Annotated in this window: 25 protein-coding genes; 8 read left to right on the top strand and 17 right to left on the bottom strand. The window is 69.5% G+C overall.

The genetic code is table 11. The features are described from left to right. Positions 1-27: 27 nt before the first annotated feature. Complete coding sequence (locus OG892_RS28250) at positions 28-357, bottom strand: ATP/GTP-binding protein (protein ID WP_073736866.1); 330 nt, start codon at positions 355-357, stop codon at positions 28-30. A 210-nt stretch (positions 358-567) separates the two neighbouring features. Here OG892_RS28250 and OG892_RS28245 point away from each other — a divergent pair, with 210 nt between their 5' ends. Beyond that, positions 568-1,611 (top strand): LLM class flavin-dependent oxidoreductase, encoded by a 1,044-nt coding sequence (locus OG892_RS28245; protein WP_073736867.1) that lies wholly within the window; start codon positions 568-570, stop codon positions 1,609-1,611. Positions 1,612-1,701: 90 nt separating this feature from the next. Here OG892_RS28245 and OG892_RS28240 read toward each other — a convergent pair whose 3' ends face one another. After that, complete coding sequence (locus tag OG892_RS28240; protein ID WP_024490852.1) at positions 1,702-2,094, bottom strand: SCO5389 family protein; 393 nt, start codon at positions 2,092-2,094, stop codon at positions 1,702-1,704. 263 nt (positions 2,095-2,357) lie between these two features. Here OG892_RS28240 and nucS point away from each other — a divergent pair, with 263 nt between their 5' ends. Then, positions 2,358-3,029, top strand: coding sequence for an endonuclease NucS (gene nucS, locus OG892_RS28235; RefSeq protein ID WP_024490851.1), 672 nt, complete (start codon positions 2,358-2,360; stop codon positions 3,027-3,029). Between the two features lie 168 nt (positions 3,030-3,197). Here nucS and OG892_RS28230 read toward each other — a convergent pair whose 3' ends face one another. The 4 genes from OG892_RS28230 to OG892_RS28215 form a co-directional block, all read right to left on the bottom strand. Continuing rightward, positions 3,198-5,681, bottom strand: coding sequence for an ATP-binding protein (locus OG892_RS28230; RefSeq protein WP_371630610.1), 2,484 nt, complete (start codon positions 5,679-5,681; stop codon positions 3,198-3,200). Between the two features lie 241 nt (positions 5,682-5,922). Next, complete coding sequence (locus tag OG892_RS28225; protein ID WP_018102617.1) at positions 5,923-6,246, bottom strand: STAS domain-containing protein; 324 nt, start codon at positions 6,244-6,246, stop codon at positions 5,923-5,925. A gap of 238 nt (positions 6,247-6,484) precedes the next feature. After that, positions 6,485-7,333 (bottom strand): 3-hydroxyacyl-CoA dehydrogenase family protein, encoded by an 849-nt coding sequence (locus OG892_RS28220; protein ID WP_073737058.1) that lies wholly within the window; start codon positions 7,331-7,333, stop codon positions 6,485-6,487. Positions 7,334-7,463: 130 nt separating this feature from the next. Next, complete coding sequence (locus tag OG892_RS28215) at positions 7,464-8,105, bottom strand: TetR/AcrR family transcriptional regulator (protein WP_073736869.1); 642 nt, start codon at positions 8,103-8,105, stop codon at positions 7,464-7,466. Between the two features lie 82 nt (positions 8,106-8,187). Between OG892_RS28215 and OG892_RS28210 the strand changes: the two genes are divergently transcribed. The 3 genes from OG892_RS28210 to OG892_RS28200 are packed head-to-tail and all read left to right on the top strand — an operon-like array spanning position 8,188 to position 10,315. Continuing rightward, positions 8,188-8,967, top strand: coding sequence for an ABC transporter ATP-binding protein (locus OG892_RS28210; protein ID WP_073736870.1), 780 nt, complete (start codon positions 8,188-8,190; stop codon positions 8,965-8,967). A 12-nt stretch (positions 8,968-8,979) separates the two neighbouring features. Then, the gene (locus OG892_RS28205; RefSeq protein ID WP_371630609.1) at positions 8,980-9,729 is read left to right on the top strand and encodes an ABC transporter permease; all 750 of its coding nucleotides are present in this window, start codon (positions 8,980-8,982) and stop codon (positions 9,727-9,729) included. A 13-nt stretch (positions 9,730-9,742) separates the two neighbouring features. Further along, positions 9,743-10,315, top strand: a complete 573-nt coding sequence (locus OG892_RS28200) for a cob(I)yrinic acid a,c-diamide adenosyltransferase (protein ID WP_073736872.1) — start codon at positions 9,743-9,745, stop codon at positions 10,313-10,315. A 78-nt stretch (positions 10,316-10,393) separates the two neighbouring features. Here OG892_RS28200 and OG892_RS28195 read toward each other — a convergent pair whose 3' ends face one another. Continuing rightward, positions 10,394-10,981 carry a hypothetical protein gene (locus OG892_RS28195; protein ID WP_328865368.1) on the bottom strand — a complete coding sequence of 196 codons (588 nt, stop codon included), beginning with the start codon at positions 10,979-10,981 and terminating at the stop codon, positions 10,394-10,396. A 151-nt stretch (positions 10,982-11,132) separates the two neighbouring features. Between OG892_RS28195 and OG892_RS28190 the strand changes: the two genes are divergently transcribed. From OG892_RS28190 to OG892_RS28180, 3 genes are all read left to right on the top strand, one after another. Further along, positions 11,133-12,329 (top strand): sensor histidine kinase, encoded by a 1,197-nt coding sequence (locus OG892_RS28190; RefSeq protein ID WP_371630608.1) that lies wholly within the window; start codon positions 11,133-11,135, stop codon positions 12,327-12,329. Further along, entirely contained in the window at positions 12,326-12,973 is a 648-nt protein-coding gene (locus OG892_RS28185; RefSeq protein WP_371630607.1) for a response regulator, read from the top strand. The genes OG892_RS28190 and OG892_RS28185 overlap by 4 nt, the downstream gene beginning before the upstream one ends. A 179-nt stretch (positions 12,974-13,152) precedes the next feature. Further along, a complete protein-coding gene (locus OG892_RS28180) occupies positions 13,153-15,036 on the top strand; it encodes a glycoside hydrolase family 18 chitinase (protein WP_073736876.1) in 1,884 nt (627 codons plus the stop codon). 96 nt (positions 15,037-15,132) lie between these two features. Here the strand turns inward: OG892_RS28180 and OG892_RS28175 are convergent, their stop codons facing one another. From OG892_RS28175 to OG892_RS28130, 10 genes are all read right to left on the bottom strand, one after another. Then, entirely contained in the window at positions 15,133-15,579 is a 447-nt protein-coding gene (locus OG892_RS28175) for a DUF2550 domain-containing protein (RefSeq protein ID WP_327340723.1), read from the bottom strand. A 140-nt stretch (positions 15,580-15,719) separates the two neighbouring features. Beyond that, entirely contained in the window at positions 15,720-16,094 is a 375-nt protein-coding gene (locus OG892_RS28170) for a F0F1 ATP synthase subunit epsilon (RefSeq protein WP_371630606.1), read from the bottom strand. A 109-nt stretch (positions 16,095-16,203) separates the two neighbouring features. After that, on the bottom strand, positions 16,204-17,646 hold the full coding sequence (gene atpD, locus OG892_RS28165; RefSeq protein WP_073736878.1) for a F0F1 ATP synthase subunit beta: 1,443 nt from the start codon (positions 17,644-17,646) through the stop codon (positions 16,204-16,206). Further along, positions 17,646-18,560 carry a F0F1 ATP synthase subunit gamma gene (locus tag OG892_RS28160; protein ID WP_073736879.1) on the bottom strand — a complete coding sequence of 305 codons (915 nt, stop codon included), beginning with the start codon at positions 18,558-18,560 and terminating at the stop codon, positions 17,646-17,648. The genes atpD and OG892_RS28160 overlap by 1 nt, the downstream gene beginning before the upstream one ends. 3 nt (positions 18,561-18,563) lie before the next feature. Continuing rightward, positions 18,564-20,135: a F0F1 ATP synthase subunit alpha gene (gene atpA / locus OG892_RS28155; protein ID WP_073736880.1), complete on the bottom strand. Its 1,572-nt coding sequence runs from the start codon at positions 20,133-20,135 to the stop codon at positions 18,564-18,566. A 140-nt stretch (positions 20,136-20,275) separates the two neighbouring features. Then, positions 20,276-21,091, bottom strand: coding sequence for a F0F1 ATP synthase subunit delta (locus OG892_RS28150; RefSeq protein WP_371630605.1), 816 nt, complete (start codon positions 21,089-21,091; stop codon positions 20,276-20,278). Beyond that, positions 21,088-21,633, bottom strand: a complete 546-nt coding sequence (locus tag OG892_RS28145) for a F0F1 ATP synthase subunit B (RefSeq protein WP_371630604.1) — start codon at positions 21,631-21,633, stop codon at positions 21,088-21,090. The genes OG892_RS28150 and OG892_RS28145 overlap by 4 nt, the downstream gene beginning before the upstream one ends. A gap of 41 nt (positions 21,634-21,674) precedes the next feature. Further along, the gene (gene atpE, locus OG892_RS28140; RefSeq protein ID WP_024490833.1) at positions 21,675-21,917 is read right to left on the bottom strand and encodes an ATP synthase F0 subunit C; all 243 of its coding nucleotides are present in this window, start codon (positions 21,915-21,917) and stop codon (positions 21,675-21,677) included. Between the two features lie 73 nt (positions 21,918-21,990). Further along, entirely contained in the window at positions 21,991-22,806 is an 816-nt protein-coding gene (atpB, locus tag OG892_RS28135) for a F0F1 ATP synthase subunit A (RefSeq protein ID WP_311303188.1), read from the bottom strand. Positions 22,807-23,031: 225 nt separating this feature from the next. Next, on the bottom strand, positions 23,032-23,469 hold the full coding sequence (locus tag OG892_RS28130) for a hypothetical protein (protein ID WP_328695560.1): 438 nt from the start codon (positions 23,467-23,469) through the stop codon (positions 23,032-23,034). Positions 23,470-23,496 lie beyond the last annotated feature (27 nt).

Below are 23,496 nucleotides of genomic sequence, written 5' to 3'. Positions count from 1 at the left end.
CGCCGGTGCCGCGCACCGGGGGGACGTTCAGTACCGAGGCGCGTTCCTGGACCGCTGCACCCGAGTGGTGCGGCGGTCCTTCGCGTTCCAGCACGCCTTGTGCCAGTGCCTGCGGTCGTCGATGCCGCCGTACTGGGGCCAGGCCACCAGGTGCGGGACGCCGGACGGGATCTCCTGGTCGCAGCCGGGGCACCGGTAGCGCTTGCCCGCCGCGCTCGCGCCGCTCACCGGGCGGACGGACCAGTCCTCGCCCTGCCACTCCTCCGCGCGTCCGCCACCCCCGTACCGGTCCCCCACCGCGCCGGCGCTATCGGTGGGGCTCTCGCCGCCTCGGGGGCGGTTGCGGCGCGGGGACACGGGACACCTCACGGGGCAGGCTGGGCAGTTCCCGTCCAGCGTAGGGCCATTCGGCCGGGGCATACGTACCGCACCGCGCGCGGCCGGGCCACTGACGGGACGGGTTACCGGAAAATCGCAACAACTTCCGGCCCGACCGTGCCTTTGGCACGTGTCAGACGTTGTTGCCAGCAGGGGAGAGCCGCGTCGGCCGCAAGGAGGCAATAGGCGATGCGTGTGGGAACGTTCGTACTGGCAGCCCAGTTCCCGGGGCAGGGCCCGGGGGAAGCGCTGCACCGCGCGATCCGGTCCGCCGAGGTCGCGGAGGAGTCCGGACTCGACTCGGTCTGGCTGGCAGAACATCATTTCGTGCCGTACGGGGTCTGCCCGTCCGCGGTCACGCTGGCCGCGCTGCTGCTCGGCCGCACCCGCAGAATCCGGGTGGGCACGGCGGTGAGCGTGCTCCCGACGCAGCACCCCGTCGCGCTCGGCGAGCAGGCCGCGCTGCTCCATCTGACCAGTGGCGGCCGGTTCATCCTGGGCGTCGGCCGGGGCGGCCCCTGGATCGACCTGGAGGTGTTCGGCGGCGGCCTGGAGGCCTACGAGAGGGGCTTCCCGGAGTCCCTGGGCCTGTTGCTCGACTGGCTGCGCGAACCGCGCGTGGCGGGCCGCGGGGAGCGTTACGGCTTCCCCGAGGTGGCGGTGGTCCCCCGGGCCGACGAACTGTACGAGCCGGAGAGCGGTGAGAACCCCGGCGGTCCCGAGGTGGTCGTCGCGTGCACCTCGCCGAAGAGCGTGCGGCTCGCGGCCGAGAACGGCCTGCCGATGCTGCTCGGCATGCACTGCGGGGACGAGGAGAAGGCCGAGATGGTCGGCCTCTGGCGGACCGCCGCGCTGGCCGCGGGCCGTTCGCCCGAGAGCGTGCGGGAGGCCGGGCACGTCTCGGCGGGGGTGGCCCAGATCGGGGACCGCGCCGAGGACGCCACCGAGACGCTCGTGAAGGCGATGCCCGGCTGGCTGCGGCAGGGCCTGGACGCCCATGTCACGGTCGACGGCCGGCACCGGGTGATGCGCGACCCGGTCGGCTATACGGAGATGCTGTGCGGCATTCACCCGGTGGGCCCGCCCCGGCTCGCGGCGGACCGGCTCGCGGCCACGAGGGAGCGCACGGGTATCACGCGCTTCGCGCTCCTGGTCGAGGGCTCGGGAGATCTGGTGGCCACGGAGGAGAACGTAGCGCGGCTGGGCACCGAAGTACTGCCGCTCCTGAAATGACCGCCGGAAAGGGCACTTCCGGTGTACGAACGGGAGCTGCCGCCCCGGACCAGTCGCACCTCCCGCGGCCCGGAGCGACAGCAACGACGTTCAGCAGTCCCGTAGTTCGGGCGACTGGTTGAGCAACTGGCCCCTCACCGAGGTGAATTTGGCCAGCCGGTCGTCGACCGAGGCGTCCAGCGGGAACACCGCGACGCGGTGGCAGTTCTGGAATGCCAGACGCACTCCGAAGTGCCGCTGCAGCGCGCCGCGGATCGCGTCACTTGCGAGTGCGCGCAGCAGCTGGCCGCGTGCCTGCTCGCTGGGCGGCGGCGTCTGGTTGTCGGCGAACTCGCCGCCGTCGACCTTCAGCTGAGCCACCAGCGAGCTGATCATCTCCCACGCGAAGGGCAGGGAGGTCCGGACGCAGTCGACGAAGTCGGCTTCGTCGACCTCGCCTCGCTCGGCCTGTTCCAACAGCGCCGGTGAGACGTCGAGCGACATGGGTTCTCCTCTCGCGACCCCGGCAGAGTGCCGGGGCCTTACGGGCAGGGAAGGAGGACGGCGACGCAGCGTGCACAGACGGCGACCTCCTGCATCCACGGTAAGGGTGCAGTCCGGGCCGCACCAGGAGATTGGGAACACAACCGGCCAATAACGAAGGGGTTCAAAGACGGACAAGCCAGATTCGGTCAGGTAGGGGCGGGGATGGAGTGACGGGTGGGTGAATCGCGTCGACCACACTTCGTCGAGTAGCGTTGCCCACCATGCGTCTCGTCATCGCCCGCTGCTCCGTGGACTACGCGGGCCGGCTCACGGCCCACCTGCCCTCCGCTCCCCGTCTGATCCTGGTGAAGGCGGACGGGAGCGTCTCGATCCACGCCGACGACAGGGCGTACAAACCGCTCAACTGGATGTCACCGCCCTGCACCCTGAAGGAGGGCGCCGGCGACACCGAGGGCGTCTGGACCGTGGTGAACAAGGCGGGCGAAAAACTGATCATCACCATGGAAGAAATCCTCCATGACTCGTCCCACGAACTGGGCGTCGATCCCGGTCTGATCAAGGACGGCGTGGAGGCTCATCTCCAGGAACTGCTCGCTGACCGGATCGAGACCCTCGGCGAGGGCTACACGCTGATCCGCCGCGAGTACTTCACCGCCATCGGCCCCGTCGACATCCTGTGCCGCGACGCCGACGGCGGGACCGTGGCCGTCGAACTGAAGCGACGCGGCGACATCGACGGCGTGGAACAGCTGACCCGCTACCTGGAGCTGCTCAACCGCGATCCGCATCTCGCCCCGGTGAAGGGCATCTTCGCCGCCCAGGAGATCAAGCCCCAGGCCCGCGTACTGGCAACGGACCGAGGGATCGGCTGCGTGGTCCTCGACTACAACGCGATGCGCGGCATCGAGGACGACAAACTCCGCCTGTTCTGACCCGGGGGCACATCAAGCCCGTCCGGCGATTGAGGACGCACCCTCGCCCGGAGACCGGGACCCTGCCGGACGGGCGCTCATATCAAGCCCGTCCGGCGATTGAGGACAAGGCGCCCGCCCCGGGCGCCCGCACCCCACACCCCCCACCCACGTCCGCGTCCGTTCCGCTCAGGCCACCGACGGGCTCTCCGACGGCGCCCCGGACCCCTCCGCGCTCGCACTCATCGCCCCCGAAGGCCCACTCGCCGAGTCCGACGAATCGGGCTCACCCGGATCGTCCGTCGCGGGGTCCGTGGGCGACGGCGGCTCACTCGTCGGCGGCACAGAGGTGCTCGGGGACTCGCTCACCGGCGGCGGATCCGATTCCGGCGGCTCGGACGACTTGGACGACGTGTCGGACGGGCTCGGCCGGTCGCTCGACGGCTTCCCCGAGGAGGACGGGGTGTCCTGCGGGGTACTCGACCCCGGGGACGAACTCCCGCTCCCGGTCGGCGCGGACCCGGTGCCCGTCGGCCCCGGCGTCGACGAAGTGGAGCTCGTCGCCGGGGAGGACGGAACCGTCCGGTCCGCCGGCTCCTGCGCCGGAGCCTCGTTCTGGTCGTCGTCGCCCCCGCCCACCGACTGCTCGGTCGAGACGGCGGGGTCGTCCTGCGGATCGCTGTTGGACGTCAGCCCGAGCGTCACCACCGTGCCGAGCACTCCGGCCAGCAGCACGCCCGCACCCGCGGCCACCAGATTGCGGCGCGCCCCGCCCAGCACCGCGAGACGCCCGCCGGCGCCCTTCGGAGCGGTCTGCCGGGACAGGACGGCGGTGGCGTCGTCCGCGTACGGCGCCGACGGCATCGTGACCGGTATGACGGACGTCGTGGCACCGGACGGCGTCGCCTCGAAGCGGCTCGCGGGCAGCTCCTCGCCCACCGGGACCTGCCCGGCCACCGCAGCGCCGGAGAGGTCCTCGACCAGGGCGAGCGCCCGGCGCCCGGCCACGGCCCCCGGCTTGTCGGCGAGCGCCCCACGCATGCTGATGGAGGTCTCCAGCTCGGCCCTGGCCCGGTCCGGATGACCGGCGCAGAGCGCGAGTACGCCCAACTCGTGGTGGAAGTAAGCCTCTTCGGCCACCTCACCGGCGATCCGGGCCGCCTCCTGGCCGATCCGCAGGGACTTCTCCCAGCCGCTCCAGTGCAGCCCTGCCGCGAAGGCGGGCGCGGCGCTGCGGGCCAGTAGTACGGCGACACTGGTCTGCCCGGCCCCGTCCCCCGGCACCAGCTGGGTCATCGCCGCGACGATCGCGTCGGCCTCTGCAACCGTACGGGCGGGGGTGACCGAGGGGTGACCGGCCCACCAGGCGTAGTGCTGGGCGGCCGTACGGGCCCGGACCGTGGCGTCGTCCCCGTATCCGGCGGCCACCAGCTGGGCGAGCACCCCGGCGGCCAGCCGGTAGCGGGACCCGGCCGGGGAGAGCAGCCCGCAGCCGGCCAGCTCCCCGAGCGCGGCATCGGCGTGGGTGTCCCCCACGAGCGCGGGCAGATGCGCCTGGTGCGGCACCTCACCGCCCAGCGCGACCGCGAAGCGCAGGGTGTCGCGCGCGGCGTCGCTCAGCCGGGAGGCGAGCAGCGCGGCGGGCGCGGCGCCCTCCCCGAGGCTGGGCAGCGGCAGGTCGAGGGGTTCGGGCGGCAGCGGCTCCTGCGCGGGCGGCCGGCTGTCGAGGTAGCCGTACTCGTCGTACGCGGTGGGGTCGGCGCGCAACAGGTCGCGCTGGCGCAGCAGGGCGCCCGCCTGGACGAAGCGCAGCGGGAGGCCCTCGGACTCGAACCAGAGGTCGCCCGCCCAGTTGGCCTCCTCCTCGGTGAGCGGCCGTTCGACCACCCGCTCCATCAGGACGACCGAGGCGTCACGGTCGAGCCCGGTGAGGAAGACCTCTTCGAGGTGGGAGTCGGCGTCCGGTGCGGTGACGTCGGGCGTCGCGGCGAGCAGGAAGGCGCATTCGGGCGTCGCGTCGAACAGTTCGTCCAGCGCGGCGCCGCCGAACTCCAGGTCGTCCAGGACGACGACGGCGCCGGTGGTGCGCAGCTTCTCCAGCAGCACCGCCCGGTCCGGGCGGTACAGCGGTGCGTCGTGGACGGCGTCGAAGAGCCCGTACAGCACGTCGGTGACGGTCCGCTTGTGGCCGCTGAGCCGGACGACTCCGTCCGGTGCGAGTTGCGCGCAGTCCGAGGCGACCGCTTCGAGGAGCGCGGTTCGGCCGGATCCGGCCGGTCCGGTGAGCCGTACCGAGCGTCCGCGGGCCAGCAGGCGCACCAGCCGCTCGCGTTCGTCCGCGCGCTCCAGGAGGGGCAGCTGGAGGACGGGGGGTCCGGGCGGCACGGGGGGTGCGGCGGCGCGTTCGCGCTCCGCGCGCTCCGCGGGGGTGCGGCGGACCGGTTCCGCGGGGTGCTCGCCCGGCCGGACCGGTTCGACCTCGCTGCCGTCGACGGGGTTGACCGTGAGCAGGAGGCTGCCCGATATGAGCTGGACGATGCGGGCCTGCTGCGGTGTTTGCTGACCGAAATCGGGCGTCAGCGGATCGCGGGCGGGACGCCGGCGGCCGGCGTCCTGCGCGGAGCCGTTGCTGTCGTGGCCGTACTCTTCCGGCCCCCGGTTTGTCGGGTCCATCGCCAAAGCCCCCAAGACGCGTCGAGCGCGGTTGTCCCTCCCGGCCTCGCACGTCCAGCTGTTGCTTCCGGTCCGGTGTCAGCCAGGTGGGTCCGTCAATCGGCAGACGGCCGAACCCTAAACCTTCGCACAGTATCTACGAACATCCGGGGTGCCGTGCCGCCCGACAGATCACGGTCTCGTGAGGATTGTGCGGGACCGGCCGCGGGTGCGGACGGGTGTCCGCCGCCCGCCGGTCACCTCAGACGCGTGGCAGGGACTCCGCCGCGATTCCGCCCTCGATGGCCAGGATGCGGTGCAGTCTGGTGGCCACCAGAAGTCGTTGCATCTGCGGTGGCACCCCGCGGAGCACCAGCCGCCGACCGGCCCGGCCGGCCCGTCTGTGCGCGCCCATGATGACACCGAGGCCGGTGGCATCCCATGAATCCAGCTCGGTCAGGTCCAGCACCAGATCGCCGACTCCGTCGTCGAGGGCCGAGTGCAGGACCGTACGGGCGTCCGCCGCGCTTCGGACGTCGAGGCGGCCCCCGACGACCAGCTCGGCGTGGTCGCCCCTGATGTGCATATGCGCTCCCCTGGAATGCTCCGTAGCAAGGTCCGTCTGTCTGAAACTGCCTCTGCCCCAACTGACTGCGACAGCGACAGGGAAGTTGCCGTCTGTAAGCGAACCGATACCGAATTCACTCCGTGGAGTGACCCGGGCCCGCCATGGATCCCCCTGTGGATCCACTGGTTCCGGGGGCGGCCCCCGTGGCCTCCGGGCCTGATTGACGGCGGATCAGACACCGGAGGAACAGAAACGATCAGTAGGTGTAAAAACCCTGCCCACTCTTGCGGCCGATGTCACCTGCATCGACCATCCGGCGCATCAGCTCCGGAGCGGCGAACTTCTCGTCCTGGGACTCGGTGTAGATGTTGCCGGTGGCGTGCAGCAGGATGTCGACTCCGGTCAGGTCCGCGGTGGCGAGCGGGCCCATGGCGTGGCCGAAACCGAGCTTGCAGGCGATATCGATGTCCTCGGCCGAGGCGACGCCCGACTCGTACAGCTTGGCTGCCTCGACGACCAGTGCCGAGATCAGCCGGGTGGTGACGAATCCGGCCACGTCACGGTTGACCACGATGCAGGTCTTGCCGACCGACTCGGCGAACTCGCGTGCGGTGGCCAGGGTTTCGTCGCTCGTCTTGTAGCCGCGTACCAGCTCGCAGAGCTGCATCATCGGGACCGGCGAGAAGAAGTGCACACCGACGACGCGCTCCGGGCGCTCGGTCACCGCCGCGATCTTGGTGATCGGGATGGCGGAGGTGTTGGAGGCGAGCACGGCGTCGTCCCGGACGATCTTGTCGAGGGCCCGGAAGATCTCGTGCTTCACCTCCAGCTTCTCGAAGACGGCCTCGACGACGACGTCCGCGTCCGCGACCGCGTCGAGATCGGTGGTCGTGGTGATGCGGGCGAGCGCGGCCTCGGCGTCGGCCGCCGCGAGCTTGCCCTTGGAGACGAACTTGTCGTAGGAAGCCTTGATGCCGTCACGGCCGCGGTCCAGGGCCGCGTCGGTGACATCCCGCAGCACGACGTCCCAGCCCGCCTGGGCGGAGACCTGCGCGATGCCGGACCCCATGAGTCCGGCTCCGATAACGGCGAGCTTCCTGGCCACGTTGACACCCCTGCTTTCCATACGGTTTCTGTTCCATGCTCTCCGGCGGAGGTTAGTCCCCGTGGGAGGCGCTGGGGCTGCGAAGAGATGCGCGTCACGTCTCAAATGACGGACATCACACCGGGATGCGTCATTCGGCGGCGCGCCGGGCGTAGTTGAGCACCTTTTCGCCCAGCAGGTCCTCGATGTCGTCGAGCAGGACCAGGGCGTCCCTGGACACTTCGGCGGCCCTGCGGCCCGCGACCATCTCGCGTCCGATGTACCCCATGAGCGTGCTGTGCACCCAGGAGAGCTGACCGGCCACCAGGACCGGGACCGGGTCCCCGGGCTCCGCACCCGACTCCTCCAGGAGCGTCTCCTCCAGACGCAGGAGGGCCTCCTGCTGTATGTGCCAGAGGCGGGCCTTGAGGCCGTCGGCGCCCTGGATGACCCGCATGAAGCTCTCATACCCCTCCATCAGGCCGACGGCGGGCGACACGCTCTCCACCTGGATGCGCAGTTCGCGCAGGACGGCGTCGGCGGCGGACTCGCCCCTGTCCCGGCCCCGGACGTACCGCGAGAGCCGGTCGACGATTCCGCTGCTGCGGTCCAGGAAGAGGTCCTCCTTGGTCGGGAAGTAGTTGTAGACCGTGTTCACCGAGACGTCGGCGGCGCGGGCGACCTCCGCGATGGTGACCGCGTCGAAGCCCCGTTCGAGGAAGAGACCGGTGGCCACGTCCGAGAGGTGCTGCCTGGTCTGGCGCTTCTTGCGCTCCCTGAGTCCCTCAGCCATGGACCCATCGTAGAGCTCGGCTGGGGTCCCTGAATATTTGGTGTCATTGCAATTTTTCAGTGACTCTGTTTTTGTGGTCGCTATGCCAATCATCAGCACGGCCGGGCTCGCCCGGACCTTCGACACCAAGGCCGGTCCGGTCCAGGCCGTACGCTCCGTCGATCTGACCGTCGCGGCCGGCGAGATCGTCGGACTGCTCGGCCCCAACGGAGCCGGCAAGACCACCACGCTGCGCATGCTCACCACGCTGCTCGCCCCCACCGGCGGCGCCGCCACCGTCGCCGGCCACGATCTCGTCGCGGACCCGGCCGGGGTGCGGGAGAACTGCGGGTACGTCGCCCAGTCGGGCGGGGTGGACCCACACATCACGGTGCGGGAGGAGCTGGTCACCCAGGGCCGGATGTACCGGCTCGGCAAGGCCGCGGCGGTCACCCGCGCCGGCGAGCTGGCCGGGGAGCTGGGCCTGTCGGAGCTGCTCGACCGCAGGACGGTCTCGCTCTCCGGGGGCCAGCGGCGGCGGCTCGACATCGCGATGGGGCTCACCCACCGGCCGCCGCTGCTCTTCCTCGACGAGCCGACCACCGGCCTCGACCCGGGCAGCCGCACCGATCTGTGGAACCTGGTGCGGCGGCTGCGCGACGAGTACGGCACCACCGTCGTGCTCACCACCCACTACCTCGACGAGGCGGACGCCCTCGCCGACCGGCTCGTCGTGATCGACGGCGGCGTGGTGGTCGCGCAGGGCACGCCGACCGCGCTGAAGACCCGTCACACGGGCTCCCCCGCCGCCTCGCTCCAGGAGGCCTTCCTCGCGATCACCGGCCGCGCCCCCGCCGCAGAGACCGCTCCCGTCGCCGTTTAGGAACCGAACCCGATGCTTCTCCACGACACCGCGCTGATCTTCGGGCGGTACGCCCGCCAGACCCTGCGCTCGAAGTTCCAGATCCTCTTCGGCATCCTCATGCCGCTGCTGTACCTGCTCCTCTTCGGCCCGCTGCTCACCGGCCTGCCGCTCGGCAGATCCGGTGACTCCTGGCAGATCCTGGTCCCCGGCCTGCTGCTCCAGCTCGGCCTGTTCGGCGCCTCGTTCTGCGGGTTCGCCATCATCATCGACAAATCGACCGGGGTGGTGGAGCGGATGCGGGTGACGCCGGTCAGCCGGCCGGCGCTGCTGCTGGGGCGGGTACTGCGGGACACCCTGCTGTTCCTGTTCCAGGCGGTGCTGCTGGTGCTGGCCGCCCTGGCCATGGGCCTGCGCGCACCGCTGCCCGGAGTGCTGATCGGCTTCGCGTTCACCGGTCTGCTGACGGTCTCGCTGGCCTCGCTCTCGTACGCCCTGGCCATGAAGGTGAACACACCGCAGGAGTTCGGTCCGGTGATCAACGCGCTCACCATGCCGGCCATGCTGCTCTCCGGCCTGATGCTGCCGATGACCCTGGGACCGGCGTGGCTGGACGTGCTCTCCCACTTCACGCCGTTCCGCTATCTCGTGGACGCGGTGCGGGACGCGTACATCGGCTCGTACGCCAGCGCCCACATGCTGTACGGGGTACTGGTCGCCCTCGGACTCGCGGGGCTCGCCGTGACAGTGGGCACACGCGTCTTCCGCAGGGCCGGGGCTTAACTACGCTGACCACATGGTCAATCTGACGCGCATCTACACCCGCACCGGCGACCAGGGCACCACCGCCCTCGGCGACATGAGCCGGACCGCCAAGACCGATCTGCGGATCTCCGCGTACGCCGACACCAACGAGGCCAACGCGGTCATCGGGACGGCCATCGCGCTCGGGCAGCTGACCGACGACGTCGTGAAGGTCCTCGTCCGCGTGCAGAACGACCTGTTCGACGTGGGCGCCGACCTGTCGACCCCGGTCGTCGAGGAGCCGAAGTACCCGCCGCTGCGGGTGGAGCAGTTCTACATCGACAAGCTGGAGGCGGACTGCGACCACTTCCTGGAGCAGGTCGAGAAGCTCCGCAGCTTCATCCTGCCGGGCGGCACTCCGGGCGCCGCCCTGCTGCACCAGGCGTGCACCGTGGTCCGGCGCGCCGAGCGGTCCACCTGGGCGGCGTTCGAGGTGCACGGCGAGGTGATGAACGCCCTGACGGCGACGTATCTCAACCGGCTCTCCGACCTGCTGTTCATCCTCGCCCGGGTGGCGAACAAGGAGGTCGGCGACGTGCTGTGGGTGCCGGGCGGCGAACGGTAGGGCCACAAGCCCGTCCGTCCAGCACCATCCAGCACCGTCCAGCACCATCCAGCCCGTCCGGCGATTGAGGACAAGGCCTCACCCGGGCGGGCCCGACACCCTCTTCGTGTCCTGCTCCCGATCCCGCTCCCGCCCGGGCCCCCGCTTCGGGAACACCGTGTAGCTCGCCGCGATCACCAGGTTGATCCCGATCACGAACAGCATCGTCTGCTGCCAGGACCGCAGCGACGCCACGTCCCCGTCCCCTCCCACGTACCAGACCGCCCCCTGGAGCAGCGCCAGCGCCGTCACGGCGGCCAGCGTCCACCGCCCGGCCACCCGCCACTCGTGCACCGCCCGCGCCATCCCGTACTTCGGCGGCTTCACCGGGGGCGGCCCGCCCGCGAAGCGGTGGGCGACCCGGGCGTCGACCCAGCGGATCGTGGAGTGGCCGAGGCCCACCGTGAAGCCGATGTACACGGCGGCCAGTCCGTGCTTCCAGTCCGGGGCGGCACCGTTCTTCAGGTCGACGGCCGTCACCACCAGCAGGACCACCTCCAGCAGCGGTTCGCACAGCAGCAGCGCGCCACCGAGCCGCGGCTTCCTCGCCACGTAGCGCAGCGTGAGCCCCGCGGCCAGCAGCACCCAGAAGGCGATCTCGCAGAGAACGATCAGTGTGACGATCACGGTCCTGTTCCTTTCGCTCCCCTCCAGCGTCCCCGCCCCGGCGCGCCCGGTCGTCGCCCGGAGTGACGAACCGCCGCTGCATACTTCGATGTACTCGCGGCTCACTCCCGGTAGGGACGTCCGCCGACGGCCCGCCGTGTTGGATGGAAGGGTGCTCATCCATCCCCGCCCCCACCGCGACGACGTCCTCATCGCGGTCACCGGCCTGCTCGGCGGCGTGGTGCTGTGGCTGCTCGGCCTGCACACGCAGAACGGCCGGCCCCTCGACGCCCCCGGGATCGAGCTGGTCCCGCTCGCCGTGATGGCGTCGCTGGCGCTGCTGCGCCGGAGCGCGCCGCAGACCGCCCTGGTCATCGGCACCCTGGCGCTGGTCATGGACCAGTTCACGGCCGGGAACCTGGCGACCGTGCTGCTGTACACCGACGTCATGTACGCCGCCGTGCTGTACGGCACCCCGGCGGCCGCCCGGCGCATCCCGGTGACCACCCTCCTGATCACGGTCGCCGTCACGATCGGCTTCCTGGCCTGGTTCCGCAGTGCGGAGGCGCTGCTCATCGGCATCGTCACCGGACTGGTCTCGTTCGTGCCCGCGCTCACCGGGGTCAGTGTGCGCAACCACCGCGACGCCGCCGAGACCGAGCGGCTGCGCGCCGATCAGACGGCTCTGCTGGCCGAGATGGACCGGGCGCAGGCGGTGACCGCGGAGCGGACCCGGATGGCGCGCGAGCTGCACGACATGGTGGCCAACCACCTCTCCGCGATCGCCATCCACTCCACCGCCGCGCTCTCCCTCGACGACCCGGAGACGTCCCGGAACGCCCTGGGCGTCATCCGGGAGAACAGCGTCGACGGTCTGGCCGAAATGCGCCGCCTGATCGGGCTGCTGCGCACCGGTGCGGCGGATCCCGGGCCCAGCGCCTCGCCCACGCTCGGCTCGTTGGACGCCCTGATCGAGCAGCACCGTACGAACGCCGTCTCCAGCGGGCTGACGTGCGTGCTGGAGGACTCCCGCACCGCAGCCGTTCCCCTGCCGGCGCCGGTCGAGCTGGCCGCGTACCGCATCGTGCAGGAGTCCCTCACGAACGCGCTCAAGCACGCCGGGCCGGGGCCGGTCACGGTCCGGCTGGGGCAGCCGGACCAGCGGCTGACGGTGGAGGTCACCAGTGTCCTCGGGAGCCGGCCCGGTCCGCGCGCGCCCGGCTCCGGGGCCGGGCTGACCGGGATGCGGGAGCGGGTGGCGCTGCTCGGCGGGGAGTTCGAGGCGGGTCCGGTGCCCACCGGGAGCGGGACGAAGATCTGGCGTGTACGGGCTGAACTGCCCGTCGGGGAAGGAAGCGTGAGGGCATGAGCATCCGGGTTCTGGTGGCCGAGGACCAGTCGGCGGTGCGTGCGGGGCTGGTGCTCATCCTGGGCAGCGCACCGGACATCGAGGTCGTCGGGGAGGCCGACGACGGGGAGGCGGCGGTGCGGCTGGCCCGTGAGCTGCGCCCCGATCTGGTGCTGATGGACGTGTCGATGCCGAGGCTGGACGGGGTGTCCGCGACGCGCCAGGTGGTCTCGGAGGGGCTGGCGGATGTGCTGGTGCTGACGACCTTCGACCTGGACGAGTACGTCTTCGGCGCGCTGCGGGCCGGGGCGTCGGGCTTCCTGCTGAAGGACACCGAGGCGCACGGCCTGCTCGAAGCGGTACGCACGGTGGCGCGGGGCGAGGGCATGATCGCCCCGGCGGTGACGCGCCGGCTGATCGCGGAGTTCGCGGGTGCCACCGCCGCGCCGCCGGACGCCCCGGACCGGGCGGTGCTGGACGCCCTCACCCGGCGCGAGCGCGAGGTGCTGGGCTGCCTCGGTGAGGGGCTGTCGAACGCCGAGGTCGCGGTGCGGCTGTCGATGGCGGAGGCGACGGTGAAGACGCACGTCAGCAGGGTGCTGGGGAAGCTCGGGCTGCGCAGCCGGGTCCAGGCGGCGGTACTGGCACAGGAGTTGGGCATCTGAGGTTCACTCCGGCCGCACTCCGATCTTTGGTCTGGACCTCTTGACGATTGGTCCAGACCTTCCTAATCTCACCGAACACACTGCGGTGAGTACGCCATGACAAGGCGTGCTCAGGGCGGCGCAGGGTTTGCAGTCGACGGACCATCCCCGTTTGTCCGGACCTCACCCCAGGAGCACCGTTGAGCACTGAGACCCCCCGCCGGACCCGATTCAGACTCGGGGCCGGGAAAGCCACCAGATCACGAGCCGTCGCGGGCCTCACCGCACTGCTCCTCCCGCTCGCCGCGATGGTCGGCATGGCCTCCCCGGCCCAGGCAGCCACCTCGGCGACCGCCACCTATGTGAAGAAGTCCGACTGGGGCAGCGGCTTCGAGGGCCAGTGGACGGTGAAGAACACCGGCACCACCGCCCTCAGCTCCTGGTCCATCGAGTGGGACTTCCCGGCCGGCACCGGTGTTGGTTCCGCCTGGGACGCCACCGTCACCAGCTCCGGAAACCACTGGACCGCCAAGAACCTCGGCTGGAACGGCTCGGTCGCGCCGGGCGCCAGCGTCTCCTTCGGCTTCAACGGCACCGGCTCCGGTTCCGGCGCCGCCACCAACTGCAAGCTGAACGGCGCCTCCTGCGACGGCGGCAGCGTGCCCGGTGACAACGCCCCCTCCGCGCCCGGCACCCCCACCGCGAGCGGCGTCACCAACACCTCCGCGAAGCTGAGCTGGAGCGCGGCCACCGACGACCACGGCATCAAGAACTACGACGTCCTGCGGGACGGCGCGGTCGTCGCCACGGTCACCGGCACCACGTACACCAACACCGGCCTCACCGCCGGCACCGACTACTCGTACACCGTGCAGGCCCGCGACACCGCCGACCAGACCGGTCCGGCCAGTGGCGCGGTCAAGGTGCACACCACCGGCGGCGGCACCGACCCCGGCAACCCGGGCACCGGCGACAAGGTCAACCTGGGCTACTTCGCGGAGTGGGGCGTCTACGGCCGCAACTACCACGTGAAGAACCTGGACACCTCCGGTTCGGCCGCGAAGATCACCCACATCAACTACGCCTTCGGCAACGTGACCGGCGGCAAGTGCGCGATCGGTGACTCGTACGCCGACTACGACAAGGCCTACACCGCCGACCAGTCGGTCGACGGCGTCGCGGACACCTGGGACCAGCCGCTGCGCGGCAGCTTCAACCAGCTCCGCAAGCTCAAGGCCAAGTACCCGAACATCAAGATCCTCTGGTCCTTCGGCGGCTGGACCTGGTCCGGCGGCTTCGGCCAGGCGGCCCAGAACCCCGCCGCGTTCGCCCAGTCCTGCTACGACCTGGTGGAGGACCCCCGCTGGGCCGATGTCTTCGACGGCATCGACATCGACTGGGAGTACCCCAACGCCTGCGGTCTGACCTGTGACACCAGCGGCCCGGCCGCGCTGAAGTCGATCACGTCCGCGCTGCGCACCAAGTTCGGCAGCAACAACCTGGTGACCGCCGCCATCACGGCCGACGGCTCCGACGGCGGCAAGATCGACGTCGCCGACTACGCGGGCGCCGCACAGTCGCTGAACTGGTACAACGTGATGACCTACGACTTCTTCGGCGCCTGGGACGCGAAGGGCCCGACGGCTCCGCACTCCCCCCTCACCCCGTACACCGGCATCCCGAAGGCCGGCTTCAGCTCCTCAGAGGCCATCGCCAAGCTGAAGGCCCAGGGCGTTCCCGCCTCGAAGCTGCTGCTCGGCATCGGCTTCTACGGCCGGGGCTGGACCGGAGTCACCCAGGACGCGCCCGGTGGCACCGCCACCGGCGCCGCCCCGGGAACGTACGAGGCGGGCATCGAGGACTACAAGGTCCTCAAGAACAGCTGCCCCACCACAGGCACCATCGCCGGTACCGCCTACGCCCACTGCGGTACCAACTGGTGGAGCTACGACACCCCCGCCACCATCTCGTCCAAGATGACCTGGGCGAAGAACCAGGGCCTGGGAGGCGCGTTCTTCTGGGAGTTCAGCGGGGACACCAGCAACGGTGAACTCGTGAGCGCGATGAACAGCGGCCTCAAGTAGTCACCGCCGCTCCGCAACCCGCGTAACCCCCGAAAAGCACCGGGGAGACAGGTCCGCCCCCTGTCTCCCCGGTTTTCGTATGTGCGGCGCCAGGCCCTACGCCACGTTGACCCGCTGGCCGGGCGGTGCCGCCTCCAGCCAGGCGAGGAAACCGGTCAGCGCGTCCTCGCTCATCGCCAGCTCCAGGCGGGTCTCACGGTGGAGACAACCGAGCACGATGGCGTCGGAGAGGAGCGCGAGCTCCTCCTCGCCCTCCGGCATCCGGCGGGCGACGACCTCGATCGCGGAACGTTCCAGCACCCGGCGCGGACGCGGGGAGTAGCTGAAGACCCGGAACCAGTTCACCTTGTCGCCGCTGTACCGGGCCACGCCGTAGACCCAGCCCTTGCCCGAGAGATCGGGCTCCACGGGCACATCCCAGCGCAGGCTGCAGTCGAAGGTCCCGCCGGAGCGCTGAATCAGCCGCCGGCGCAGACCGAAGACGAAGAGACCAACCGCGACCAGTGCGACGACCAGCCCGCCCACCCACAGCGCGAGGAACATCTCCACCGACCTCCTCGCGTCGTCGAGTAAACGGATACCGCCCGAACTTCACCTGCACCTGCATCGCCTCAGCCGCGACACGGTCTGGAGGGGTCTCCAGCTCGGGCCGCGGCTGAGGGTAAAGACGTTTCGCGGGGTGGCTAGGGCGCCGCCACCGCACGCAGTCGCACATCGGCGCGACGCTCGGCGGCGCCGTCCGTGTCCGACTTCGCACGTTCCAGCGCACGCTCCGCGCGCTGGACATCGATCTCGTCCGCCAGCTCGGCGATCTCCGCCAGCAGCGAGAGCTTGTTGTCCGCGAACGAGATGAAACCGCCGTGCACCGCGGCGATGACAGTGGAGCCATCGCTCGTACGGATCGTCACCGGGCCCGATTCCAGCACACCCAGAAGCGGCTGGTGACCGGGCATGACGCCGATGTCGCCGGACGTGGTGCGCGCGACGACCAGGGTGGCCTGGCCGGACCAGACACTACGGTCCGCCGCGACCAGCTCGACGTGCAGCTCAGCAGCCAAGGGTGGCTCCTCGGGTCACCACCCGGCGGTCATGCCGGGTGTTGGGTCAATTCTACGGGGCGTGGTGAGGGGGACGGGACGCGCCCGTCCCCCTCGGTGAGCCGGAGGCTCAGGAGACGCCGAGCTCCTTGGCGTTGGCCTTGAGGTCCTCAATGCCACCGCACATGAAGAACGCCTGCTCTGGGAAGTGGTCGTACTCACCGTCGGCGATCGAGTTGAACGCGGCGATCGACTCGTCGAGCGGAACGTCCGAACCGTCCACGCCGGTGAACTGCTTGGCGACGTGGGTGTTCTGCGACAGGAAGCGCTCGATGCGACGGGCGCGGAAGACGGTGAGCTTGTCCTCCTCGCCGAGCTCGTCCATTCCGAGAATGGCGATGATGTCCTGGAGGTCCTTGTACTTCTGAAGGATTCCCTTGACCCGCATGGCGGTGTCGTAGTGGTCCTTCGCGATGTAACGCGGGTCCAGGATCCGGGACGTGGAGTCCAGCGGGTCCACGGCCGGGTAGATGCCCTTCTCGGAGATCGGACGGGAGAGAACCGTCGTCGCGTCGAGGTGGGCGAAGGTGGTGGCCGGAGCCGGGTCGGTCAGGTCGTCCGCGGGGACGTAGATCGCCTGCATCGAGGTGATCGAGTGACCACGGGTCGACGTGATGCGCTCCTGGAGGAGACCCATCTCGTCGGCCAGGTTCGGCTGGTAACCGACCGCGGACGGCATACGGCCGAGCAGGGTGGACACCTCGGAGCCGGCCTGGGTGTACCGGAAGATGTTGTCGATGAAGAAGAGCACGTCCTGCTTCATCACATCGCGGAAGTACTCCGCCATGGTCAGACCGGCCAGCGCGACCCGCAGACGGGTGCCCGGCGGCTCGTCCATCTGACCGAAGACAAGCGCCGTCTTGTCGATGACGCCGGACTCGGCCATCTCCTCGATGAGGTCGTTGCCCTCACGGGTACGCTCACCGACGCCCGCGAACACCGACACACCGTCGTGGTTGTTGGCGACGCGGTAGATCATTTCCTGGATCAGAACGGTCTTGCCGACACCGGCACCACCGAACAGACCGATCTTTCCACCCTTGACGTACGGGGTGAGAAGGTCGATGACCTTGACGCCGGTCTCGAACATCTCGGTCTTCGACTCGAGCTGGTCGAAGGCCGGGGCCTTGCGGTGGATCGGCCAGCGCTCGGTGACCTCGGCCTCGGCCTCGGGCTTGTTCAGGATCTGACCGAGGGTGTTGAACACCTTGCCCTTGGTCATCTCGCCGACCGGCACCGTGATGCCGTTGCCCGTGTCCGTCACCGGGGCCTGGCGGACCAGACCGTCGGTGGGCTGCATCGAGATGGCGCGGATCACGCCGTCGCCGAGGTGCTGAGCGACCTCGAGCGTCAGGACCTTGATCTTGCCGTCCTCGGCCGGGTCGGCCACCTCGACGGTCAGCGCGTTGTAGATCTCCGGCATCGCGTCGACGGGGAACTCCACGTCGACGACCGGGCCGATGACCCGGGCGACGCGGCCCGTGGCAACGGCCGTCTCAACTGTGGTCGTCATTACTTGTCACTCCCCGCGGTCGCGTCGGCCAGCGCACTGGCACCACCGACGATCTCGCTGATTTCCTGGGTGATTTCGGCCTGGCGGGCCGCGTTGGCAAGCCGGGAGAGGCTCTTGACGAGCTCCCCGGCGTTGTCGGTGGCCGACTTCATCGCGCGGCGGCGGGCAGCGTGCTCGGAAGCAGCGGCCTGCAGCAGCGCGTTGTAGATACGGCTCTCGACGTACCGCGGAAGCAGGGCGTCCAGGACGTCCTCCGCCGACGGCTCGAAGTCGAACAGCGGCAGGATCTCTCCCTTGCCGTCCTCGTCCTTCGTGAGGTCGAGACTGAGCGGCAGCATCCGGTTGTCCACCGGGTTCTGCGTCATCATCGAGACGAACTCGGTGAAGACGATGTGCAGCTCGTCCACGCCGCCCTCGGCGGTCTCCTTGCTGACCGCCTCGATCATCGGGGCGGCCGCCCGCTTCGCATCCGCGTACGTCGGGCTGTCGGTGAAGCCGGTCCACGACTCCGCGACCTTGCGCTCGCGGAAGTTGTAGTAGGCGACACCCTTGCGGCCGATCACATACGTGTCGACCTCCTTGCCCTCACCGCGCAGCCGCTCGGTCAGCTGCTCCGCGGCCTTGATGGCGTTGGAGGAGTAACCGCCGGCCAGACCGCGGTCGCTCGTGACGAGCAGGATCGCGGCCCGTGCCGGGGACTCGGCCTCGGTGGTCAGCGGGTGCTTGGTGGTGGAGCCGGTCGCCACCGCGGTGACCGCACGATTCAGCTCGGTGGCATACGGCATCGAGGCCGCCACCTTGCGCTGCGCCTTGACGATGCGCGAGGCGGCGATCATCTCCATCGCCTTGGTGATCTTCTTCGTGGCGGTGACGGAGCGGATGCGGCGCTTGTAAACGCGAAGCTGAGCGCCCATCTATCAGCCCTCGCCCAGAAGCTTGCCGTCCGAGGTCTCGAACTGCTGCTTGAACGCGGCGACCGCGTCGGCGATCGACTGCAGCGTGTCGTCGGACATCTTGCCGCCCTCGACGATGCTGGTCAGGAGCTCCTTGCGCTCGCGGCGCAGGTACTCCAGCAGCTCGCTCTCGAAGCGGCGGATGTCCTCGACCGGGACGTCGTCCATCTTGCCCGTGGTGCCGGCCCAGACCGAGACGACCTGCTCCTCGACCGGGATCGGGGCGTACTGCGGCTGCTTCAGCAGCTCTACCATGCGCTTACCGCGCTCCAGCGAGGCCTTCGAGGCCGCGTCCAGGTCGGAACCGAAGGCGGCGAACGCCTCCAGCTCACGGTACTGGGCGAGGTCCACGCGGAGCCGGCCGGAAACCTGCTTCATGGCCTTGTGCTGGGCGGAGCCACCGACACGCGAGACCGAGATACCGACGTTCAGGGCCGGACGCTGGCCGGCGTTGAACAGGTCGGACTCCAGGAAGCACTGGCCGTCGGTGATGGAGATGACGTTGGTCGGAATGAACGCCGACACGTCGTTCGCCTTGGTCTCGACGATCGGGAGGCCCGTCATCGAACCGGCACCCATCTCGTCGGAGAGCTTGGCGCAGCGCTCCAGCAGACGCGAGTGGAGGTAGAAGACGTCGCCCGGGTAGGCCTCGCGGCCCGGCGGACGGCGCAGCAGAAGCGATACGGCGCGGTACGCGTCGGCCTGCTTCGAGAGGTCGTCGAAAATGATCAGGACGTGCTTGCCCTGGTACATCCAGTGCTGGCCGATGGCCGAACCGGTGTACGGCGCCAGGTACTTGAAGCCGGCCGGGTCGGACGCCGGGGCGGCGACGATGGTCGTGTACTCGAGCGCGCCGGCCTCTTCGAGGGCACCGCGCACGGAGGCGATGGTGGAGCCCTTCTGACCGATGGCGACGTAGATGCAGCGCACCTGCTTGTTCACGTCGCCCGAGCGCCAGTTGTCACGCTGGTTGATGATCGTGTCGACGGCCAGCGCGGTCTTACCCGTCTGACGGTCACCGATGATCAGCTGACGCTGACCCCGGCCGATCGGCACCATGGCGTCGACGGCCTTGTAGCCGGTCTGCATCGGCTCGTGCACCGACTTACGGACCATGACGCCAGGGGCCTGCAGCTCAAGCGCGCGCCGGCCGTCGGTCGCGATCTCGCCGAGACCGTCGATCGGGGTGCCGAGCGGGTCGACGACGCGGCCGAGGTAGCCCTCGCCGACGCCGACGGAGAGCACCTCACCGGTGCGCTGCACCGGCTGGCCCTCCTCGATTCCGCTGAACTCGCCGAGGACGATCGCACCGATCTCGCGCTCCTCGAGGTTGAGGGCGAGACCGAGGGTGCCGTCCTCGAACTTCAGCAGCTCGTTCGCCATGGCGGAGGGCAGGCCCTCCACCTTCGCGATGCCGTCGCCGGCAACGCTGACCGTACCGACCTCCTCGCGCGAGGCCGCGTCCGGCTTGTACGACTGGACAAAGTTCTCCAGCGCATCCCGGATCTCCTCCGGCCGGATCGTGAGCTCCGCCATCTGGGTTCCCTGCTCTCCTTGTTGGGCCCGAAGTTTCTTAAGGGGGTCTGGGGGCCGACCCCCAGGAATCTTCTGCAATTTCTGCACGGCCCAACCGGGCCGCTGGTCTTGCTCTGTCTCTGTTACTGCGCCGGGCTGGGTCAGCCGGCCATCCGCCGCGTCGCCTCGTCGAGACGCTCGGCGATGGTGCCGTTGACGACCTCGTCACCGACCCGCACCGTGACTCCGCCGAGGACCTCGGGGTCCACGTCGAGGTTCAGGTGCATCGACCGGCCGTAGATCTTCGCCAGGGCGGCGCCGAGGCGCTGCTTCTGCCGATCGCTCAGCGGCACGGCCGAGGTGACGATCGCGACCATGCGGTCACGGCGCTCCGCGGCGAGCTTGGAGAGGGAGTCGAGTCCCTCTTCCAGGCTACGTCCCCGAGGCTGGGTGACAAGCCGCACGATGACGCGCTCGGTCGTGGGCCGCGCCTTTCCGCCGAGCAGGCTGCGCAGCAGCTCGCCCTTGGCGGCGGTGGTCGCGGTCCGGCTGGTGAGCGCGGCGCGCAGCGCCGGGTCGGAGGCGACGATCCGGCCGAACCGGAACAGCTCGTCCTCGACGTCGTCGAGGTCTCCGTTGCGCTGGGCGGCGGTGAGGTCTGCGGTGTTCGCCAGCTCCTCGACCGCGTCGACCAGGTCGCGGGACTGCGACCAGCGCGAGCGGACCATGCCGGAGACCAGATCGACGGCTTCGCCGCCCACCTGGCCGCGCAGCAGGCGCCCGGCCAGCTCGGCCCGTGCCTCGCCGGCCTGGGCCGGGTCGGTCAGGACCCGGCGCAGCGACACCTCGCGGTGCAGCAGCGCCGTGACACCGGCCAGGTCCTCGGCGAGCTTCGCCGCGTCGACCGACGTGCTGTCGGTCAGTGCGTCGAGGCGCTCACGCGCGGCAGCCAGCGCTTCGCGGCTCGCGCCGTTCATCGGACGGCCTCGGCCTTCGCCTCGAGCTCGTCGAGGAAACGGTCGACGGTGCCGCTCTGCCGGGCGTGGTCCTCAAGGGACTCGCCGACGAGCTTGCCGGCCAGGTCGGTGGCGAGCTTGCCCACGTCCTGACGCAGCGCGGACGCCGCCGCCTTGCGGTCGGCCTCGATCTGGGCGTGGCCCGCAGCGACGATCTCCTCGCGCTGCCGCTGGCCTTCCGCCCGCATCTCCTGCAGGATCACGGAACCCTGCTCCTGCGCCTCCTGGCGCATGCGAGCGGCTTCGTGACGGGCTTCGGCGAGCTGAGCCTTGTACTGCTCAAGAACGCTCTGGGCCTCGGTCTGCGCCGCATCGGCCTTCTCGATACCGCCCTCGATGGCCTCACGGCGCTCTTCCAGAACCTTGTTGATGTTCGGGAGGAGCTTCTTGGCGAGGAAGCCGAAGACGATGACAAAGGCGATGAGGCCGATGATGATCTCAGGGATCGCCGGGAGCAGAGGGTTCTGGATCTTTTCCTCGGCCGCCAGGTGTAGGGCGTTCACATCAATGCCTTTCGTCGCATCGGGCAGTTGTAAAGCCGCGACTAGAACGGGTAGACGAAGGGCATGACGAGACCGATCAGGGCGAGCGCCTCACAGAGGACGAAGCCGAGGATCTGGTTCGAACGGATCAGGCCGGCGGCCTCGGGCTGGCGGGCCAGCGCCTGGGTGCCGTTACCGAAGATGATGCCGACGCCGACGCCGGGGCCGATGGCCGCCAGGCCGTAACCGATGGAGCCGAGGTTGCCCGAGATCTTGACTTCGGCGAGGGTCTGGAGAGCGGACATGCCGTTTCTTCTTTCTCTTTCAGAACCGGTGGGGGTTGGCCACCGGACGACAATCGGGGTGGAGCTGGGCTGGTCAGTGGTGCTCGGCGAGAGCGCCCTCGATGTAGTTGCAGGCAAGGAGGACGAACACGTAGGCCTGCAGCGCCTGGATGAACAGTTCGAAGGCGGTCATCAGGATGACCATCACGAACGAGACACCGGCGTATGCGATGCCGATGCCGTTCAGCAGGTACCAGCTGGCGATGGTGAAGATCAGCAGCAGCACGTGGCCGGCGAACATGTTGGCGAAGAGTCGCACGGCGTGCGTGAACGGCCGGATCAGCAGGTTCGACATGATCTCGATGAGCATGACGAACGGGAGAGCCGGGCCGAGCGTCTTGTCGTAGCCCGAGAAGTTCTTCCAGGCGCCGACGAAGCCGTGGCGCTTGAAGGTCAGGCTGACCCAGAGGACGTACACGATCGCGGCCAGCGCCACCGGGAAGCCGATGACCGAGACCACCGGGAACTGGGCGAGCGGAATGATCGCCCAGAGGTTCATGACCCAGATGAAGAAGAACAACGAGACCATGAGCGGGACGTACTTCTTGCCCTCGCGCTTGCCGAGCGTCTCGTACACCACGCCGGTACGGATGAAGTCGTAACCCATCTCCGCGACCGACTGCAGCTTCCCGGGAACCACCTTCGGCTTGTTGAAAGCCGCCCAGAAGAAGCCGACGACTACAACGGTGCTCAGGACCGCCAGCAGCATCGGCTTGTTGATCTCGACGCCTCCGACGGTGAACATCGGCTCGAAAACAAAGGAGTGCAGGCCAGGAGCCGGGAAGCCGCACCCATTGAAGATGTGGCAGTCGGTCTCGAAGGCGAGCACCTGTGTCGGGTCAGCACTCACCGCGGGCTCCTTCAGCGTGGCGCATAGGTACGGCAACCTCGTTGTGTCGGCGCGGCGCGCAGCCGCGGTTCGGCACTGGACTGGTGTTACGGATGTGTGAGCGGCAGTCAGGCATTGAGCCTCGCGATTGTGCAGGCGTCAGCTCGTATGCCCGCGCCCGCAGTGCCGCAGTTGGAACCGGACGATAGCAGGGTCCTGCACCCGCGCTTATTCCGCCCCTACCCATCACGTCGAAGAGCCCGTCTTTTCGGACTTGTCGCCCTTACTGGACTCAGGTTCGACGTAGAGGATCTTGGCCTTCATGTGCCCCCGGGCCTGTGCCGCGACCCAGACGATGGTCGCGACGACCAGCGAGATCGCGAAGGCCCGGGGGTTGAACAGCGTCGTGTTCTTGAACACGGCGAGGAAGATGAAGAGCAACAGCAGCTGTGCCGTGTACAGCATCAGCCCCATGGACTGGAACAGATGCGGGAAGGATCGCGCCGTCCGCAGCAGGACGCCGAGCCCGATCCCCATGAAGAGGATCACCAGCACCGTCCCGATGACCGATCCCAGAGCCCCCTTGCCGCCGGCGACGCCACCACTGATCGCGGCGGCAACAGCGCCGGCGACAGCGGTGGGTACGGCGGCTTGAAGGACGGTCCGGACATCGTTGGACGGCATGGCGGCAGCTCCGCTTGCTGGGGGTCG

The sequence above is a fragment of the Streptomyces sp. NBC_00341 genome, from assembly GCF_041435055.1.
Lineage (GTDB): Bacteria > Actinomycetota > Actinomycetes > Streptomycetales > Streptomycetaceae > Streptomyces.
The sequence above is the reverse complement of the archived record's forward strand: the minus strand, read 5'-3'. Positions and strand labels throughout refer to the sequence as shown.

What these genes read in the sequence shown, in the direction of transcription:
- OG892_RS28240 (WP_024490852.1), bottom strand. Translation starts at nt 2,094, where the DNA reads ATGTCGCTCGACGTCTCACCGGCGCTGTTGGAACAGGCCGAGCGAGGC.
- OG892_RS28200 (WP_073736872.1), top strand. Translation starts at nt 9,743, where the DNA reads ATGGTCAATCTGACGCGCATCTACACCCGCACCGGCGACCAGGGCACC.
- OG892_RS28230 (WP_371630610.1), bottom strand. Translation starts at nt 5,681, where the DNA reads ATGGACCCGACAAACCGGGGGCCGGAAGAGTACGGCCACGACAGCAAC.
- OG892_RS28160 (WP_073736879.1), bottom strand. Translation starts at nt 18,560, where the DNA reads ATGGGCGCTCAGCTTCGCGTTTACAAGCGCCGCATCCGCTCCGTCACC.
- atpD (WP_073736878.1), bottom strand. Translation starts at nt 17,646, where the DNA reads ATGACGACCACAGTTGAGACGGCCGTTGCCACGGGCCGCGTCGCCCGG.
- OG892_RS28225 (WP_018102617.1), bottom strand. Translation starts at nt 6,246, where the DNA reads ATGCACATCAGGGGCGACCACGCCGAGCTGGTCGTCGGGGGCCGCCTC.
- OG892_RS28175 (WP_327340723.1), bottom strand. Translation starts at nt 15,579, where the DNA reads ATGTTCCTCGCGCTGTGGGTGGGCGGGCTGGTCGTCGCACTGGTCGCG.
- OG892_RS28245 (WP_073736867.1), top strand. Translation starts at nt 568, where the DNA reads ATGCGTGTGGGAACGTTCGTACTGGCAGCCCAGTTCCCGGGGCAGGGC.
- OG892_RS28205 (WP_371630609.1), top strand. Translation starts at nt 8,980, where the DNA reads ATGCTTCTCCACGACACCGCGCTGATCTTCGGGCGGTACGCCCGCCAG.
- OG892_RS28210 (WP_073736870.1), top strand. Translation starts at nt 8,188, where the DNA reads ATGCCAATCATCAGCACGGCCGGGCTCGCCCGGACCTTCGACACCAAG.
- atpE (WP_024490833.1), bottom strand. Translation starts at nt 21,917, where the DNA reads ATGTCCGCTCTCCAGACCCTCGCCGAAGTCAAGATCTCGGGCAACCTC.
- OG892_RS28215 (WP_073736869.1), bottom strand. Translation starts at nt 8,105, where the DNA reads ATGGCTGAGGGACTCAGGGAGCGCAAGAAGCGCCAGACCAGGCAGCAC.
- OG892_RS28150 (WP_371630605.1), bottom strand. Translation starts at nt 21,091, where the DNA reads ATGAACGGCGCGAGCCGCGAAGCGCTGGCTGCCGCGCGTGAGCGCCTC.
- OG892_RS28185 (WP_371630607.1), top strand. Translation starts at nt 12,326, where the DNA reads ATGAGCATCCGGGTTCTGGTGGCCGAGGACCAGTCGGCGGTGCGTGCG.
- nucS (WP_024490851.1), top strand. Translation starts at nt 2,358, where the DNA reads ATGCGTCTCGTCATCGCCCGCTGCTCCGTGGACTACGCGGGCCGGCTC.
- OG892_RS28130 (WP_328695560.1), bottom strand. Translation starts at nt 23,469, where the DNA reads ATGCCGTCCAACGATGTCCGGACCGTCCTTCAAGCCGCCGTACCCACC.
- atpA (WP_073736880.1), bottom strand. Translation starts at nt 20,135, where the DNA reads ATGGCGGAGCTCACGATCCGGCCGGAGGAGATCCGGGATGCGCTGGAG.